Genomic DNA, 16,359 nt, shown 5'->3' with positions numbered 1-16,359 from the left:
GTCACCGCGCGAGAGAGATACGAAGCACGTCCGCCATGGAACGCAGGCCGTCCCGGCGGGCCGAGAACGTCGATCCGGGCATGTCCGACCAGTCGACCGGCACCTCGGCGACTCTGCCGCCGGACCGCACGAGCCGGGCGAGCAGCTCGACGTCGAAGGCGAACCCGTTCACCTGGCAGTCCGCCGCCACGCGCCGGACGAGCGGCCCGTCGAAGAACTTGAAGCCGCACTGGGTGTCCGCGATGTCCGGCAGCGCGATGCGGGCGAGCCTGCGGAAGGTCCAGCCGCCGCATCGGCGCAGCGCCGACTCGACCTCGCAGTGGGAGCCGTCGACGTGCCGGGAGGCGATCACCGCCGCGTACCCGTTCCTGAGCAGCGGGAGCGCCTTGTCGAGCGTCTCGATGGGCGTCGCGTTGTCGGCGTCGACGAAGCCGATGAAGCGGGCCGCCGAGGTGACCAGGCCACGGCGGACGGCGGCGCCCTTGCCGTGTTCGCTGCAGCCGATCACATGGACCGGGGTCACGGGGTTGTCGTAGCGCTCCGGCACGTCGATCGTGCAGTCCACGCTGTCGTTGTCGACGACGACGACCGCGGACGACCAGGGCTGTCCTCTGAGGTAGTCCACCGTCACCGCGATGGTGCGGGGCAGGCGCCGCTCCTCGTTGACAGCGGGGATGACGATCTCCACCTCCACTGCCGGGCGCCTGAGGCACGAGGGGATCGCACCCAATGCGGCGGGACCTCGTTTCACCGGGCTGGGTGACGGCACGGTCGGCATGGACACCATGTGCGCTCACCTCCGTCGCCATCGGGCGACTCGCCGTATGTTTACGACGTATACAAGCATCTTGTGTCGATATGCCGGACTCGTCAAGTGATGTCCACCGGGTTGACGGGCGGTCACCGCTGGGGTGACGATGTATGTATACGTCGTAAACGAGACGGCAGGGAGAGAAAGCTCGCCCGGTCATGAATACGCCCATCGAGGACTACGCCCTCCTCAGTGACCTCGAGACCGCGGCCATGGTCGGCCGGGACGGGGCCATCGACTGGCTGTGTCTGCCGCGCTTCGACTCCCCGGCCTGCATGGCCGCCCTGCTGGGCGCCGAGGACAACGGCTTCTGGCGGATCGCGCCGGACTCCGGCGGCCCCTGCACCCGGCGGGCGTACCGCCCCGACACGCTGGTGCTGGAGTCCGTGTGGGAGACCCCCGCCGGTGCCGTGCGTGTCACGGATTTCATGCCGCCGCGCGCGGGGCTGCCGTGTCTGGTGCGGGTCGTCGAGGGCCTGGCGGGGACCGTGCGGGTGCGCAGCGAGCTGCGGCTGCGGTTCCACCAGGGCCGGGTCGTGCCGTGGGTCCGCGAGATCGACCACTGCACCGTCGCGGTCGCGGGTCCGGACGCCGTGTGGCTGGGCGGCGAGGCTCCGGAGCGAGTGGAGGGCGGCGAGGAGGCCACGGTCCGGTACTTCACCGTCCCGGCGGGCCGGCGTCTGGCGCTGACGCTCGTGTGGTCGCCCTCCCACCGGCCCGCCCCGCCCGAGCCGCTGTCCGTCCCGGCCGAGACCGCGCTCAAGGAGGCCGTCGACTTCTGGCGGCGCTGGAGCGGCCAGTGCCGCTACGAGGGACCGTGGCGGGAGGCCGTGGTCCGCTCCCTCATCACGCTCAAGGCGCTCACCTACGCCCCCACGGGCGGCATCGTCGCCGCGCCGACCACCTCACTGCCCGGAACCATCGGAGGGGAACGCAACTGGGACTACCGGTTCTGCTGGCTCCGCGACTCCACGCGAACCCTGTCGTGCCTGCTGCGCAGCGGTTACCGGGAGGAGGCCACGGCCTGGCTGGACTGGCTGGTGCGGGCCATCGCGGGTGACCCCGCCGACCTCCAGACCGTGTACGGGGTCAAGGGGCAGCGGCTGCTGCCGGAGACCGAGGCACCCTGGCTGCCGGGCTACGAGGGCTCCCGGCCGGTGCGGTTCGGGACCTCCGGCGTGCGCTCCTTCCAGCTGGACGTGTACGGCGAGGTCATGGACACGCTCTGGCACTCACTGCGGGCGGGGATCGCGATGCCGGCCCATGTGTGGGACCTGGTCGAGTCGCTCATGGGGTTCCTGCACCGGCACTGGCGCGAGCCCGACCTCGGCCTGTGGCAGGTACGGGGCCCGCGGCGGCAGTTCGTGCACTCCAAGGTGATGGCCTGGGTGGCCGCCGACCGCGCCGTGCGCATGGGCGAACTGCTCGGCCGCAACGGCTCCTCCGGCGAATGGCGGGCCATGCGGGAGGAGGTGCACCGGCAGGTCTGCCGGGAGGGCTGGGACGCCGCCCAGGGATCCTTCGTGCAGTCGTACGGCTCGCCGGGCCTGGACGCCTCGGCGCTGCTCATCCCCCGGCTCGGTTTCCTCCCGGCCCGGGACGAACGGGTCCGCGGCACCGTCCGCGCCATGCGCGGTCTCGGGCACGGGGGGTTCGTACGCCGGTACGGGCCGACCGGTCCCGCGGCGGCCGCCGTGGACGGCATGGACGGCCACGAGGGCACGTTCGTGTCGTGCTCCCTGTGGTACGCCGACGCTCTCGCCGCGACCGGACATCCGCAGCAGGCCCGCGAGGCCTTCGAACGCGTCCTCGCCGTCCGCAACGACGTGGGGCTGCTCGCCGAGCAGTGGGACCCGGACGCCGGACGGCAACTGGGCAACGCGCCCAAGGCGTTCAGCCACATCGCCCTGGTGGAGACGGCGTTCGGCCTGTCGTCGCCACGGGGCCCGAGCCGCCGTGCCCCGGCCGTCGCGAGGCGGCGCTGATCGTCTCGAGGCGACGCCGAAGACGCTGAAGAGGAGGAGGGGGCTCCGCCCCGTTCAGGCGCCCGGTGCGGACCGGTCGCCGTTCCGCTCCCGCAGTACGGCGTTCTGCTGCCGCAGCACGGCCTCGCTCTGCTCCACCGTCATCGGCCGGGCGAAGAGATACCCCTGGCCGTACCGGCAGCCGATGCTCTCCAGCAGGTCCCGCTGCGCCGGGGCCTCGATGCCCTCGGCGATCACCTCCAGCCCCAGTGTGTCGGCGAGGTGGACGATGCCCTCGACGAGAGCGATCTGCCGGGGGTCGGCCGGGATGTCGTCGATGAACGACTTGTCGATCTTCAGGACGTCGATCGGGAAGTCCCGCAGGTAGCGCAGCGAAGAGTAGCCGGTGCCGAAGTCGTCGACGGCGATGCGCACGCCGCGGTCCTTCAGCGCCCGCAGGAGCATGTCGATCTGCTCGGTGCGCCGCATGAGCACCGACTCGGTGAGCTCCAGCTGCAGCGTGCCCGGGGCCAGTCCGCCGCTGTCGAGGGCGCGGCACACCTGGTCCAGGAAATCCGTGTCGTGCCACTGCCGGGCGGAGACGTTGACGCTGAGGTACGGCGGCGCGAGCCCCGCGATGCGGTGCTGCAGCCGGGCCATGTCGGCCGTGGCGCTGTGCAGCACCCAGGCGCCCAGCGCCGATATGTGCCCGGTCTCCTCGGCGAGCGGGATGAACTGGGCCGGTGAGACCGGCTCGCGATGCAGCCGCGGCCAGCGCGCCAGTGCCTCAAAACCCACCACCTCGTCCGCGGCGATGTCCACGACCGGCTGGTACCGCAGGTCGAACTCCTGGCGGGCGACCGCGTTGTCCAGCCGCGCCCTGAGGTCGTGCCGCTCCACCATGCGCACGCGCTGCTGGGGCTGGAAACGGCGCCACTGGCGCTTCCCGGCGGCCTTGGCCGCGTACAGCGCCAGGTCGGCGAGGGCCAGCAGCTCCTGGGCGTCGGTGCTGTCCCGGGCCGTGGCGACGCCCACGCTGGCCGAGACCCGCACCGACTCGTCGACGAGCTGGAACGGCCTGCCCAGGGTCTGGATCAGCTGCGCGGCCAGCAGCTCGGCGTCCAGGGGCTCGCGGGCGTCCTCCATCAGCACGGCGAACTCGTCCCCGCCGAGCCGGGCGGCGGTGTCGGTACGGCGGAGGGCCGCCGACAGGCGCTCCGCGACGGAGCGCAGCAGACTGTCGCCGACCGCATGGCCCAGGGTGTCGTTGACGATCTTGAAATCGTCGAGGTCGACGAAGAGCAGACAGGTGACGGTCGACTCCCGGCGGCCGCGGAGCAGGGCCCGTTCCGTGCGCTCCAGCAACAGGGTCCGGTTGGGCAGACCCGTCAGCGAGTCGTGGAAGGCCCGCTGGGTGAGTTCGTGCTCCAGCTGGCGCTGCTCGGTGACGTCCCGGAGCGTGACGACCAGGCCGCCGACCGTGGGGTCCTGCCGCAGGTCGCGGCAGCGCACCTCCACCTCGATCCGTCTGCTGCCGCGTGCCACCCACCAGTGGTCGTGCGCCTCCTGCCGGCCGGTGTTCCGCAGTGCCGTGAGGGTGCGCACCACCCGGTCGCGCTCCCCGGAGTCCACCAGGTCCGTCAGCTGGGCGCCGGTCAGCTCGGAGCTGCCGAACACGGCCCGGGAGGACGGGCTGGCGTACCGGACGGCCATGTCCTCGTCGACGATGAGAATGACGTCCGAGGCATTGTGCACGAGGGTGCGGAAGTACGCCTCGCTCTCCTTGCGGACGACCTCCTGCCGCAGCGCGACGCGTTCCGTCGCCAGCCCGGCGTGCGAGGCGAGGATCTCCAGCGAACCGCGCATCTCGTTGAGGTACTGCTCGGGACCGGCCGCCAGCAGCACGCCCGGCAGTTCGCCGCCCGCCGGGCGGTCGGGCTGGACCATGGGGCAGACCAGGGCGGTGGGCAGTCCACCGAGCCGGGCGGCGACGACCGGCCCGCACAGGGCGGTGGGGACCATGAAGGCGCGCGGCCGGACGGGCTCGGCGGGCCCGGCCCGGGCGGCCCCGTCCCGGCCGGGGCCGGGCCCGCCGTCGCTCCAGCCGGGGTGGCTCGCCAGGCGGGCGTACAGGTCGCGGGCGTCCTGGGCCGACAGGAGCATGGTCGCGTGCCGGACCTTCATGCCGACCAGGCCGGCGACCGCCGCCTCACAGGTCCGCGCGATCTCGTCGGGCCAGAACGCCGCCACGAGCGCCGCTGCGGCGGTACGCAGGGCCTGTTCCCGGGCCACCGCCTCGCGGTACGCCATGACCATCACCGCGAGCCGCAGGATCACCAGCAGGAACAGCACGCCGGAGAACGCGGCCAGCGCCGTCGCGTCGCGCACCCGGCCCAGGGCCTCCTCGTGGATGAGGATCGCGGGCGGCACCAGCGTGACCGCCGCGAGCAGCAGCAGCCGGCGCCAGGGGGGCAGCAGGGAGCGCGGCGGGGACTCCGAGGCCGTGAGGTCCGCCATGGCGGGATGCAGCGCGGCCAGCCCCCATGCCGTGTAGAAGACGATCCAGCCGGAGTCGAGGAGCGTGCCCGCCTGCCAGGTGCCGTTGAGCTGGAGGATGCCGTAGGCGATGTCGAAGCAGAGCAGCGTGAGGGTGCCCAGCACGAGCAGGCGTACGGCGCGGTTGGCGCCGGAGACGGGGCTGGGGGAGAGCAGCCGGACCAGGAGCGCCAGCACGAGCACGTCCCCGAGCGGATAGGCGATGCTGATCGCGCGCTCCTGCCAGGTCAGACCCTCCAGCCGGGTCAGTGGCTGCACCAGGTAGACCCAGACCGCCAACCCGAGGCCGGTGGTGATGATCAGGGCGTCGAGCATGCTGGGCAGGTCGCGGCCCACCCAGCGGTGCCGCACCAGACCGAACAGCCCCGCGGCGAAGAGGGGGTAGACCACCAGGTAGCAGGCGTCCGCCGGGGACGGGAAGGGGTTGGACGCGGCGAAGTACGCCTCCTGCACGTTGTAGTAGGTGTCGCCCGCGGCGAAGGCCAGCAGGCCGGCGGCGAGCACCCACCAGGGCCAGCGGTGTGCGGGGCGGTGCAGGCGCACGCCGCAGATCACGGCTCCGGCGCTCGCCATTCCGATGACGGCCCACAGCGGTGTGCGCAGGTCCGGGACGGTCATGTAGAGGACGGTCAGCGTGCCGACCAGGAGGAGCAGGGCTGTCATCAGCCGGTCGTGGGCGTGCCGCGGGGCGAGCCTTCCGGCGCGCACGCTCACTCCGCCCGACCGGCGGGCGGGCGGAGGCCCTGGCCGTCCCGCTCCAGGGAGGGACCCCGCTCTGCGTGCCGTGCGGAAGGCCGGGGGCGGCATGGGGCCGGGTCCTAGTCGGTCCGGTCCGGCTGCGGCGCACGGTCCGCGTAGCCGTACGGGTTGAGCCGCTGGAAGTGCCAGGCGTCCCGGCACACGTCGGCGAGGCTCCGGGTGGGCCGCCAGCCCCAGGCGTGCGTCACGGCGGTCGGGTCGGTGACGAGGGCGGGGACGTCGCCCGGGCGGCGGGGCAGGACGTCGTAGGGGATGGTGCGGCCGCTCGCCCCGGAGAACGCGGTGATGACGTCGAGCACCGTGCTGCCCTGGCCGGCGCCGATGTTGAACACGCGCATGCCGGGCCCGTCCGTGAGGTGGTCGAGCGCCACGCGGTGCGCCTCGACGGCGTCCATGACGTGGAGGTAGTCCCGGACCGCGGTGCCGTCGCGGGTGGGGTAGTCGTCGCCGTAGACACGCAGCCGTCCGCGTCTGCCGTCGGCCACCTGGGCGACGTACGACATCAGGGTGTCAGGTGTCTCCCGCGGGTCCTCGCCGAGCAGCCCGCTGGGGTGGGCCCCGGCCGGGGTGGAGTAGCGCAGGCACAGCACGGTGCACTCGGGGCAGCGGCGGCACACGTCCGCGAGGATCTGCTCGCAGATCCACTTCGAGGACGCGTAGGGCGTGGTGGGCCGGGCGGGAGTCGTCTCGGCGAGCGGCCCGGGCCCGGCGTCGCCGTAGACCGAGCAGGACGAGGGGTACACGAGGTGGTGCACCCCGTGGTCGTGCATGGTCCGCAGCAGGGACGTGGTGCCGCCGACGTTGGTGTCGTAGTAGTGCACGGGCAGCCGGGTCGACCGCTCCGCCGTCTTGTACGCGGCGAAGTGCACGACGGCGTCCACGGAGTGCCGGTCGAAGACGGCCGACAGGGCGCGTCGGTCCCGGATGTCCAGCTCGTAGACGGCACCGACGAAGCGGCCCGCGATCCGCTCCACCCGGGAGAAGACCTGCGGGGAGCTGTTGGAGTAGTCGTCGACCACGATCACCTCGTAGCCGTGGTCGAGGAGTTCGACGCAGGTGTGGCTGCCGATGAAGCCGGCGCCGCCGGTCACCAGGACGGTCGACGGCGCCCAGGGGGCTCCGGCGGGCGTGCTCGACTCAGGGCGGGTATCCGCCCCGGGAGGATCGGCCGTCACCGGCCCATTGCGCGCCATGGGGGACATCCTGCGTGCGCTCGGCGGTACCGTATGTTTACGGTGTATATGTACAACTCTGGGGCATAGTTCCCGCCCGCGTCAAGGCGCGCAGCGGCCTCCGGACGAACCGCGCCGCTCCTTTGACCGCCCCTTGACCTGGAGCGCACTTCAAGCTGAAGACTCCCTTCGAGCACCCCGACAACGGAGTGCGCAGGGGAGGGAACAGCCATGAAGTACCGCACGATCGGCACGGATCCGCAGACCCGCCGCGAGGTGAGCGTGCTCGCGCTCGGCGCGATGCTGTTCGGCTCGGTGACGGACGAGAAGACGTCCTTCGCCATCCTCGACCGCTACGTCGAGGCGGGCGGCAGCTTCGTCGACACGTCCGACAACTACGCCTTCTGGACCGACGGCGGGCAGGGCGGGCAGAGCGAGCAACTCCTCGGCCGGTGGCGGCGCAGCCGCGGCATCGGTGACGAGGTGGTCTTCGCGACCAAGCTGGGCGCCCGGCCCCTGGCCCCGGGCACGAGCTACATCGACAACCGCGAGGGCCTGTCGGCGAAGGTGATCCGCGAGTCGGCGGAGCGCAGCCGTGAGCGGCTCGGCATCGAGAAGCTGGACCTGCTGTACGCGCACATCGAGGACCCGGGGGTGCCCCTGCGCGAGACCGTCGAGGGTTTCGCCGCCCTGGTCGCCGAGGGCACGGTGGGTCTGCTCGGGGTGAGCAACCACGCCGTCTGGCGCGTGGAGCGGGCCCGCGCCCTCGCGGCGGCCGCCGGGCTGCCCGGCTACGAGGTGCTCCAGTACTCCCACAGCCACCTGCGGCCGCGCACGGACGTGCCCACGGACCTCTTCCCCGACGGCAGCCTGGGCCACGCCGGCCCGGACCTCCTCGGCTACCTGCGGGAGGAGCCGGGGCTCACCCTGGTTGCCTACTCACCGCTGCTCAAGGGCGCCTACACCCGCCCGGAGCGACTGCCCTCGGACTACGACCACCCGGGCGCCCCGGCCCGCCTGAAGGCCCTGCACGAGGTGGCCCGGGAGACCGGCGCGACCGTCAACCAGGTCGTGCTCGCCTGGCAGATCGGCGGCGCGCTGCCCGTCGTCCCTCTGGCCGGGGTGTCGTCGGTGGCCCAGCTGGAGGAGAACCTGGCCGCGGTGGACCTGGAACTGACGCAGGAGCAGCGGGCCCGGCTGGACGCGGCGCACTGAGCGCCCGCCGAAGGTCCGGGCCGCCCGATGGTGGGACGGTGGAGGGGTACCGGACATCCGGAGGGAGCCCCGGCCATGACCACCCACCCCGCCGCCTCATCCGTGCGCACCACCCCTGAGGGCCTCCTGTGGGAGCCCAGCGAGCGCTGGGTGCGCGGCCGCAAGGGCGATGTCACCGTCGTCGACAGCCGGCACCCGGTCCTCGTCTGGGAGCCCCACCTGCCCGTACCGCAGTACGCCTTCCCGCGGGAGGACGTCCGCACGGACCTGCTCCGCCCCGCCGCGCACCCGCCCACGGGCGCCCACACCGGATCGCAGGTCTTCTACGACCTGCACGCCGGCGGGGAGCCCGTGGCGAACGCGGCCTGGACGTTCCCGTCGAAGGACCTGGCCGGACACATCGCCTTCGAGTGGTTCCGCCGCTGGGACAGCGGCCTGGACCACTGGTACGAGGAGGAGGAAGAGATCTTCGTGCACCCGCGCGACCCGCACAAACGGGTCGACGCACTGCCCAGCAGCCGGCACGTCCAGGTCGGTGTCGGCGGCACGCTCGTCGCGGACACCCGGCGCCCGGTCCTGCTCTTCGAGACCTCCCTGCCGATCCGCTACTACATCCCCCGCGACGACGTCCGCCTCGACCTGTTCGAGCCGACGGACCACCGCACCGCGTGCCCCTACAAAGGCCGGGCCCGGTACTGGACCTGGCGTGGCGCGGGGGAGGTGCCCCGGAACATCCTCTGGAGCTACCCCGACCCGCTGCCGGCGGTCGCGGCGGTGGAAGGACTGTTCGCCTTCTACAACGAAGCCGTCGACCTCACCGTGGACGGCGAACGCCTGGAGCGCCCGGTCACGCCCTTCACCGCGAGCCTCAAACCCTGACCAGCAACTGGAAGTCGAACGTGTACCGCGACGCCCGGTAGATGTGCGTCCCGTACTCCACCGCCCGCCCGGTGTCGTCGTACGCCGTGCGCTGCATCGTGAGCAGGGCCGCGCCCTCCTCCTCGTCCAGGCGGGCGGCCTCCTCGGCCGTGGCCGCGCGGGCGCCGATGGTCTGGCGGGCGCTGTGCAGGGTGATGCCGGCCGAGCGCATCATCCGGTACAGGCCCGTCGACTCCAGACGGGCGTCGTCGAGGTCCAGCAGGGCCGGCGGGAGGTAGTTGCACAGCAGGGCCACCGGCCGGCCGTGCGTGCGGCGCAGCCGTTCCAGGGCGGTGACCTCGCTGCCCTCGGGCACGCCCAGGGCGGCCGCCACGTCGCAGGACGCCGGGACGGCCTCGTGGAGCACGACCTGGGTGGTCGGGGCCTGGCCGGCCGCCTCGAGGTCGTCGTAGAGGCTGCTCAGCTCCAAGGGGCGTTTGACCTGGCTGTGCACCACCTGCGTGCCCACGCCGCGCCGCCGGACCAGCAGTCCCTTGTCGACGAGGGACTGGATGGCCTGGCGGACCGTGGGGCGGGACAGCCCGAGGCGCACGGAGAGGTCGACCTCGTTGCCCAGGAGGTCGCCCGGGGCGAGGACCCCCTGCTCGATCGCCGCCTCCAGCTGCTGCGCGAGCTGGTAGTACAGCGGCACGGGACTGCCCCGGTCCAGGGTGAAGTCCAGCGAGCTGAGTGCGGGCGCGGGCGCGGTGCGGGCCCGGTCACCGGTCTTCGCCATGGACGAACCCCCCTACAGGTGTCAGGTGTTGCTCGGGAAACCGAGGTTGATGCCGCCGTCGGAGGGGTCCGGCCAGCGCGTGGTGATGACCTTGCCCTGGGTGTAGAAGGCGATGCCGTCGTTGCCGTAGATGTGCAGGTCGCCGAAGAGGGAGTCCTTCCAGCCGCCGAAGGAGTGGTAGCCGACGGGGACCGGGATCGGGACGTTGACGCCGACCATGCCCGCCTTGACCTCCAGCTGGAAGCGGCGGGCGGCGCCGCCGTCCCGGGTGAAGATCGCGGTGCCGTTGCCCCAGCGGGAGTCGTTGATCAGCTTGATGGCGTCCTCGTACGTCTCCGCGCGGACCACGCACAGCACCGGGCCGAAGATCTCGTCCCGGTAGGCGTCCGCCGTCAGCGGCACCCGGTCCAGCAGGGAGACCCCGAGGAAGAAGCCGTCCTCGTGGCCCTCGACGGAGAAGCCCGTGCCGTCGACCACGACCTCGGCGCCCTGCTCGGCGGCCGACGCCACGTACGAGGCCACCTTGTCGCGGTGCTCACGGGTGATCAGCGGGCCCATCTCGGACGCCGGGTCGGTGCCGGGGCCGATCCGCAGGTTCTTCGCCCGCTCGGCGATCTTGCCGACCAGTTCGTCACCGGTGTCGCCGACCGCGACGACGACCGACACGGCCATGCAGCGCTCGCCCGCCGAGCCGTACGCCGCGTTGATCGCCTGGTCGGCGGCGAGGTCCAGGTCGGCGTCGGGCAGCACCAGCATGTGGTTCTTGGCGCCGCCGAGGGCCTGCACGCGCTTGCCGTGCTCGACGGCCTTGAGCTGGATGTACCGGGCGATCGGGGTGGAGCCGACGAAGGAGACCGCCTCGATGTCCGGGTGCTCCAGGATGCGGTCCACGGCCGTCTTGTCGCCCTGCACGATGTTCAGCACACCGTCCGGCAGGCCCGCCTCGGCGGCCAGTTCGGCCAGCCGGAAGGAGGCCGACGGGTCCTTCTCCGACGGCTTCAGCACGAACGTGTTGCCGCAGGCGATGGCGATGGGGAACATCCACATCGGCACCATCGCCGGGAAGTTGAACGGCGTGATGCCCGCGACCACGCCGAGCGGCTGGCGGATCGAGGCGACGTCGACCCGCGAGGACACCTGGGTGGACAGCTCGCCCTTCAGCTGCACCGAGATGCCGCAGGCCAGCTCCACGATCTCCATGCCGCGCGCGACCTCGCCGAGCGCGTCGGAGTGCACCTTGCCGTGCTCGGCGGTGATCAGCTCGGCGATCTCGTCGCGGTGGGCGTCCAGCAGCTCGCGGTACTTGAACAGGACCGCCGTGCGCTTGGCGAGCGAGGAGGCCCCCCAGGACTCGAAGGCGGCCTTGGCGGAGGCGACCGCGGCGTCCACCTCGTCGACGGTCGCGAAGGCGACCTGCTTCTCCTGGGCGCCGGTGGCCGGGTTGTAGACGGGGCCGAACCGGCCGGAGGTGCCTTCGACGGGCTTGCCGTCGATCCAGTGGGTGATGGTCTTCATGGTGCGCAAGGGCCTTTCGTGGAACCGGGGTGCGGGGCGGAGGTCAGAGGTGGCGGCGGCGTCCGGCCACCTGGCGGTCGTAGCGCTCGCGGGCCGCGACGGCGGCCTCGCGGGAGGCGGTCTCGGCGACCGGCACGTCCCACCAGGCCTCGGCCGGGGGAGCGGTCGGGGCCGGGTCGGTCTCGACGTAGACGCACGTCGGCCGGTCGGAGGCGCGGGCCGCCGCCAGGGCCTCGCGCAGCTCGCGCACCGTCTTGGCGCGCAGCACCTCCATGCCGAGGCTGGCGGCGTTGGCCGCGAGGTCGACGGGGAGCGGGGCGCCGGTGAAGGTGCCGTCGGCGGCCCGGAAGCGGTAGGCGGTACCGAAGCGCTCGCCGCCGGTCTCCTCCGACAGGCCGCCGATGGAGGCGTAGCCGTGGTTCTGGATGAGGACGATGTTGAGCGGCAGGCCTTCCTGGACGGCCGTGACGATCTCCGTCGGCATCATCAGGTAGGTGCCGTCGCCGACGAGCGCCCACACCGGCGTGCCGGGGGCGGCCTGCTGGACGCCGATGCCGGCCGGGATCTCGTAGCCCATGCAGGAGTAGCCGTACTCCAGGTGGTACTGGCGCGGGCTGCGCGAGCGCCACAGCTTGTGGAGGTCGCCGGGGAGCGAGCCGGCCGCGTTGATCACCACGTCGTCGTCGCCCACGGCGGCGTCCAGCGCGCCGAGCACCTGCGTCTGCGTCGGGACGGCGCTGTCGTCGGCGGCGCGGTAGGCGGCCTCGACGACCTCGTCCCAGCGCTCCTTGCCGGCGCGGTACTCGGCCGCGTAGGCCTCGCTCACGCGGTGACCGGCGAGCGCCTCACGCAGCAGTTCGAGGCCGGACCTCGCGTCGCAGACCAGCGTGCGCGCCGCCAGCTTGTGCGCGTCGAAGCCGGTGATGTTGAGATTGAGGAACCGCACGTCCGGGTTCTGGAAGAGCGTGCCGGAGGCGGTCGTGAAGTCGGTGTAGCGGGTGCCGACGCCGATCACGAGGTCGGCCGTGCGGGCGAGGTCGTCGCTGACGGCCGTGCCGGTGTGGCCGATGCCGCCGAGGTCGGCGGGGTGGTCGTGGCGCAGCGAGCCCTTGCCCGCCTGGGTGGAGGCGACCGGGATGCCCGTGGCCTCCACGAACGTCTTCAGCGCCGCCTCGGCCTCGCTGTGGTGGACGCCGCCGCCCGCCACGATCAGCGGTCGCTCGGCCGATCGGATCGCCTCGACGGCGGCGGTCAGTTCCACCGGGTCGGGCGCGGGACGCCGTACGGACCAGACGCGCTCGGCGAAGAACTCCTCGGGCCAGTCGTAGGCCTCCGCCTGCACGTCCTGGGGGAGGGCCAGCGTGACGGCGCCGGTCTCGGCCGGGTCGGCGAGCACGCGCATGGCCTGGAGCGCGGAGGCGATCAGCGCCTCTGGGCGGGTGATCCGGTCGAAGTAGCGCGAGACCGGGCGGAGGGTGTCGTTGACCGACACGTCCGCCTCGACCGGGTGCTCCAGCTGCTGGAGCAGCGGGTCGGGGGCGTGCGAGGCGAAGTAGTCACCGGGCAGGAGCAGCACAGGGAGGCGGTTGATCGTCGCGAGCGCGGCGCCGGTGACCAGGTTGGTGGCGCCCGGGCCGATGGAGGTCGTCACCGCCTGCGCCGACAGGCGGTTCAGCTGCCGGGCGTAGCCGACCGCCGCGTGCACCATGGACTGCTCGTTGCGGCCCTGGTGGAACGGCATCACATCCGCGTACTCGACCAGCGCCTGGCCGACCCCGGCGACGTTGCCATGGCCGAAGATGCCCCAGGTCCCCGCGATCAGGCGGCGGCGCACGCCGTCCCGCTCGGTGTACTGGGCGGACAGGAACCGCACCAGGGCCTGGGCGGTCGTGAGGCGGCGGGTGGGGGCGCTCATACGGAGGTCTCCGGGGCGGTGTAGAGGGGCAGCCGGGGGTCGACCGGCTGGTCCGGCCACGTGTCGCGGACCCAGGCGTGGTCGGGGTGGTCGCAGATCAGCCAGGCGCGCTCGGCCTCCGGGCCCGCCATGACGTTGAGGTAGTACATGTGGTGGCCGGGCGTGGCCATCGACGGCCCGTGCCAGCCGTCCGGGATGAGGACGACGTCCCCGTCGCGGACCTCCGCGAGCACGTCGGTGTCCCGGCCGGGGCCGGAGGGGGAGACGCGCTGGTAGCCGAGGCCGGGGACGCCGTCGTGGCCGGCGAACTCGAAGTAGTAGATCTCCTCCAGCACGGACTCCTCGCCCGGCCGGTGCTCGTCGTGCTTGTGCGGCGGGAACGACGACCAGTTGCCGCCCGGGGTGATCACCTCGACCGCGATGAGCTTGTCGCACTCGAAGACCCCGGCCGCGCCGAAGTTGTTGACCTGCCGCGAGCAGTTCCCGGTGCCGCGCAGCTCCACCGGCACCTCGGAGGCGGGGCCGTAGCGGGCGGGCAGGCGGCGCGAGCAGCGCGCGCCGGTCAGCGCGAACCGGCCGCCCGCGGCGGACGAGACCGTCGCCCGGGCGTCGCGCGGCACGTACGCGAAGTCGCTGACGCCGCTGAACACGTCGGCACGGCCGTGGAGCTCGAAGGTGTCCTGGCCGAAGTCGTCGGCGGACGCGACCGTGCAGGCACCGCTCAGCGGGACGACGATCCATTCGCTGTCGCCGGTGTCGAAGGTGTGGGAGCCGCCCGGCGGCAGCTCCAGCACCCGCAGGCTGGAGTGGCCCCAGCCGGCCTTCTCGGGCGTGACGTCGACGACGTAGGGGCCGCCGAGCGCCTTGCCGGCGGGAAGGTGGTACGTCATGGCATCCTCCGGGATCACAACAGGCCGACGGCCGTGTCCACCGCTTCTTCCACGCTGCCCTCGGCCGGGTAGAGCAGCGACCGTCCGACGACCATGCCCTGCACGGTGGGCAGCCGCAGGGCCTTGCGCCAGCGTTCGTAGGCGCCCTCCTGGTCGTCCCCGACCTCCCCGCCGAGCAGGACGACGGGCAGGGTGGAGGTCTCCAGGACCTCGGCCATGTCGTCCGGGTCGTCGGTGACGGGCAGCTTCAGCCAGGTGTAGGCGGAGGTGCCGCCCAGGCCCGAGGCGATCGCGATGGACTTGGTGACGGCCTCGGCGGACAGGTCGTTGCGGACCTTGCCGTCGACGCGCCGGGAGAGGAACGGCTCGACGAACAGGGGCAGCCGGAGGGCGGCCATGGCGTCGATCGCCCGGGCGGTGGTCTCCAGGGTGGTGAGCGAGCCCGGGTCGTCGTAGTCGATGCGGACCAGGAGCTTGCCCGCGTCGAAGCGGAGGCGGGCGATGTCCTCGGCGCGGTGGCCGGTGAAGCGGTCGTCCATCTCGAAGGCGGCCCCGGCGAGGCCGCCGCGGTTCATCGAGCCCATGACGACCTTGTTCTCCAGCACGCCGAGCAGGAGCAGGTCCTCCAGGATGTCGGCGGTGGCGAGCACCCCGTCGACGCCGGGCCGCGACAGCGCGGTGCACAGGCGCTCCAGCAGGTCCGCGCGGTGGGCCATGGCCAGCCGCCGGTCGCCGACCCCGAGGGCGCCGCGCGCCGGGTGGTCGGCGGCCACGATCAGCAGCCGGCCGCTGTCGCCGATCAGCGGGCGGCGCGCCCGGCGGGCCGCCGCCTCGGCGACGGCCTCCGGGTACCGGGCTCTGACCGTGGTGAGGTCGGGGATGCCGATGTTCAAGGAAGGCTCCGTTTCAGTGGCTCGGGCTTGGCGACGGCACCCCGGCGAGGAGGTCCGCGACCTCGGACTCGGTCGGCATCGCGGAGGAGCAGGCGAGGCGGGAGGCGACGAGGGCGCCGGCGGCGTTGGCGTGACGCATGGTCCGCTCCAGCTCCCAGCCGGCGAGCAGGCCGTGGCAGAGCGAGCCGCCGAAGGCGTCCCCGGCGCCCAGGCCGTTGACGACCTCGACCGGCACCGGCGGCACCTCGGCCCGGGTGCCGTCGCGGTGCACGGCCAGCACGCCCTTGGGGCCCTGCTTGACGACCGCCAGCTCCACGCCCGCCTCCAGCAGCGCCTCCGCGCAGGCCTGCGGCTCGCGCACGCCGGTGGCGATCTCGCACTCGTCGAGGTTGCCGACCGCGACCGTGGCGTGCCGCAGGGCCTCGCGGTAGTACGGGCGGGCCTCCTCGGGGTCGCCCCAGAACATCGGGCGCCAGTCGAGGTCGAAGACGGTGACCCCGGACTTGTCGCGGGCCTTGAGGGCGGCGAGCGTGGCGGAGCGGCTGGGCTCCTCGCTCAGGCCGGTGCCGGTGATCCAGAAGATCCGGGCGTCGCGGATGGCGAAGAAGTCCAGCTCGTCGGTGTGGATCTCCAGGTCCGGGGCCTTGGGGCGGCGGTAGAAGTAGAGCGGGAAGTCGTCCGGCGGGAAGATCTCGCAGAAGGTGATCGGCGTCGGGTGGGCGGCGACCGGGGTGACCCAGCGGTCGTCGACGCCGAAGCCCCGCAGCTCCTCGTGCAGGTACGTGCCGAAGGGGTCGTCGCCGGTGCGCGTGATCACGGCCGCGCGGCGTCCGAGGCGGGCCGCGGCGACCGCCACATTGGCCGCGGAACCTCCCAGGAATTTCCCGAACGTCTCCACCTGGGCCAGGGGCACACCGGTCTGCAGGGGATAGAGGTCGACCCCGATGCGGCCCATCGTGATCACATCGAAATACTGGGCTGGCTCGGCCATGCGCGACCTCCTCGGGAAGCTGGG

General features: G+C 72.7%; 12 protein-coding genes. 3 read left to right on the top strand and 9 right to left on the bottom strand.

Features of this window, described 5'->3' with window-relative positions; translation table 11 throughout:
* Position 1 precedes the first annotated feature (1 nt).
* Entirely contained in the window at positions 2-688 is a 687-nt protein-coding gene (locus tag ABZ948_RS17805) for a glycosyltransferase (RefSeq protein WP_359760545.1), read from the bottom strand.
* 281 nt (positions 689-969) lie between these two features.
* Here ABZ948_RS17805 and ABZ948_RS17800 point away from each other — a divergent pair, with 281 nt between their 5' ends.
* Positions 970-2,796, top strand: coding sequence for a glycoside hydrolase family 15 protein (locus tag ABZ948_RS17800; RefSeq protein WP_359760543.1), 1,827 nt, complete (start codon positions 970-972; stop codon positions 2,794-2,796).
* A 54-nt stretch (positions 2,797-2,850) separates the two neighbouring features.
* On the opposite strand, the gene ABZ948_RS17795 is transcribed toward ABZ948_RS17800, so the two are convergent.
* Positions 2,851-6,039: a putative bifunctional diguanylate cyclase/phosphodiesterase gene (locus ABZ948_RS17795; protein WP_359760541.1), complete on the bottom strand. Its 3,189-nt coding sequence runs from the start codon at positions 6,037-6,039 to the stop codon at positions 2,851-2,853.
* A gap of 110 nt (positions 6,040-6,149) precedes the next feature.
* On the bottom strand, positions 6,150-7,283 hold the full coding sequence (gene galE / locus ABZ948_RS17790; RefSeq protein WP_359760539.1) for a UDP-glucose 4-epimerase GalE: 1,134 nt from the start codon (positions 7,281-7,283) through the stop codon (positions 6,150-6,152).
* A 210-nt stretch (positions 7,284-7,493) separates the two neighbouring features.
* Here galE and ABZ948_RS17785 point away from each other — a divergent pair, with 210 nt between their 5' ends.
* Together ABZ948_RS17785 and ABZ948_RS17780 are read left to right on the top strand one after the other, a co-directional pair.
* Positions 7,494-8,477, top strand: a complete 984-nt coding sequence (locus ABZ948_RS17785) for an aldo/keto reductase (protein ID WP_359760537.1) — start codon at positions 7,494-7,496, stop codon at positions 8,475-8,477.
* Between the two features lie 75 nt (positions 8,478-8,552).
* The gene (locus ABZ948_RS17780; RefSeq protein ID WP_359760535.1) at positions 8,553-9,356 is read left to right on the top strand and encodes a DUF427 domain-containing protein; all 804 of its coding nucleotides are present in this window, start codon (positions 8,553-8,555) and stop codon (positions 9,354-9,356) included.
* On the opposite strand, the gene ABZ948_RS17775 is transcribed toward ABZ948_RS17780, so the two are convergent.
* From ABZ948_RS17775 to iolC, 6 genes are read right to left on the bottom strand one after another with little or no spacing between them, the layout of a single operon-like run.
* Complete coding sequence (locus tag ABZ948_RS17775; RefSeq protein WP_359760534.1) at positions 9,346-10,131, bottom strand: GntR family transcriptional regulator; 786 nt, start codon at positions 10,129-10,131, stop codon at positions 9,346-9,348. The two genes, ABZ948_RS17780 and ABZ948_RS17775, sit on opposite strands and share 11 nt — an antisense overlap.
* A 21-nt stretch (positions 10,132-10,152) precedes the next feature.
* On the bottom strand, positions 10,153-11,646 hold the full coding sequence (locus ABZ948_RS17770) for a CoA-acylating methylmalonate-semialdehyde dehydrogenase (RefSeq protein ID WP_359760532.1): 1,494 nt from the start codon (positions 11,644-11,646) through the stop codon (positions 10,153-10,155).
* Between the two features lie 43 nt (positions 11,647-11,689).
* Positions 11,690-13,561 carry a 3D-(3,5/4)-trihydroxycyclohexane-1,2-dione acylhydrolase (decyclizing) gene (gene iolD, locus ABZ948_RS17765; RefSeq protein WP_359760530.1) on the bottom strand — a complete coding sequence of 624 codons (1,872 nt, stop codon included), beginning with the start codon at positions 13,559-13,561 and terminating at the stop codon, positions 11,690-11,692.
* Complete coding sequence (iolB, locus tag ABZ948_RS17760) at positions 13,558-14,451, bottom strand: 5-deoxy-glucuronate isomerase (protein ID WP_359760528.1); 894 nt, start codon at positions 14,449-14,451, stop codon at positions 13,558-13,560. Before iolB ends, iolD begins: the two co-directional genes overlap by 4 nt.
* A 14-nt stretch (positions 14,452-14,465) precedes the next feature.
* Positions 14,466-15,344, bottom strand: coding sequence for a Cgl0159 family (beta/alpha)8-fold protein (locus tag ABZ948_RS17755; RefSeq protein WP_359760526.1), 879 nt, complete (start codon positions 15,342-15,344; stop codon positions 14,466-14,468).
* 13 nt (positions 15,345-15,357) lie between these two features.
* Positions 15,358-16,335 carry a 5-dehydro-2-deoxygluconokinase gene (gene iolC / locus ABZ948_RS17750; RefSeq protein ID WP_359760525.1) on the bottom strand — a complete coding sequence of 326 codons (978 nt, stop codon included), beginning with the start codon at positions 16,333-16,335 and terminating at the stop codon, positions 15,358-15,360.
* Between the last annotated feature and the right edge of the window lie 24 nt (positions 16,336-16,359).

The sequence above is a fragment of the Streptomyces olindensis genome (genome assembly GCF_040645895.1).
GTDB classification, from domain to species: Bacteria; Actinomycetota; Actinomycetes; order Streptomycetales; family Streptomycetaceae; genus Streptomyces; species Streptomyces olindensis.
This window is presented reverse-complemented; position numbering and strand designations above follow the sequence as displayed.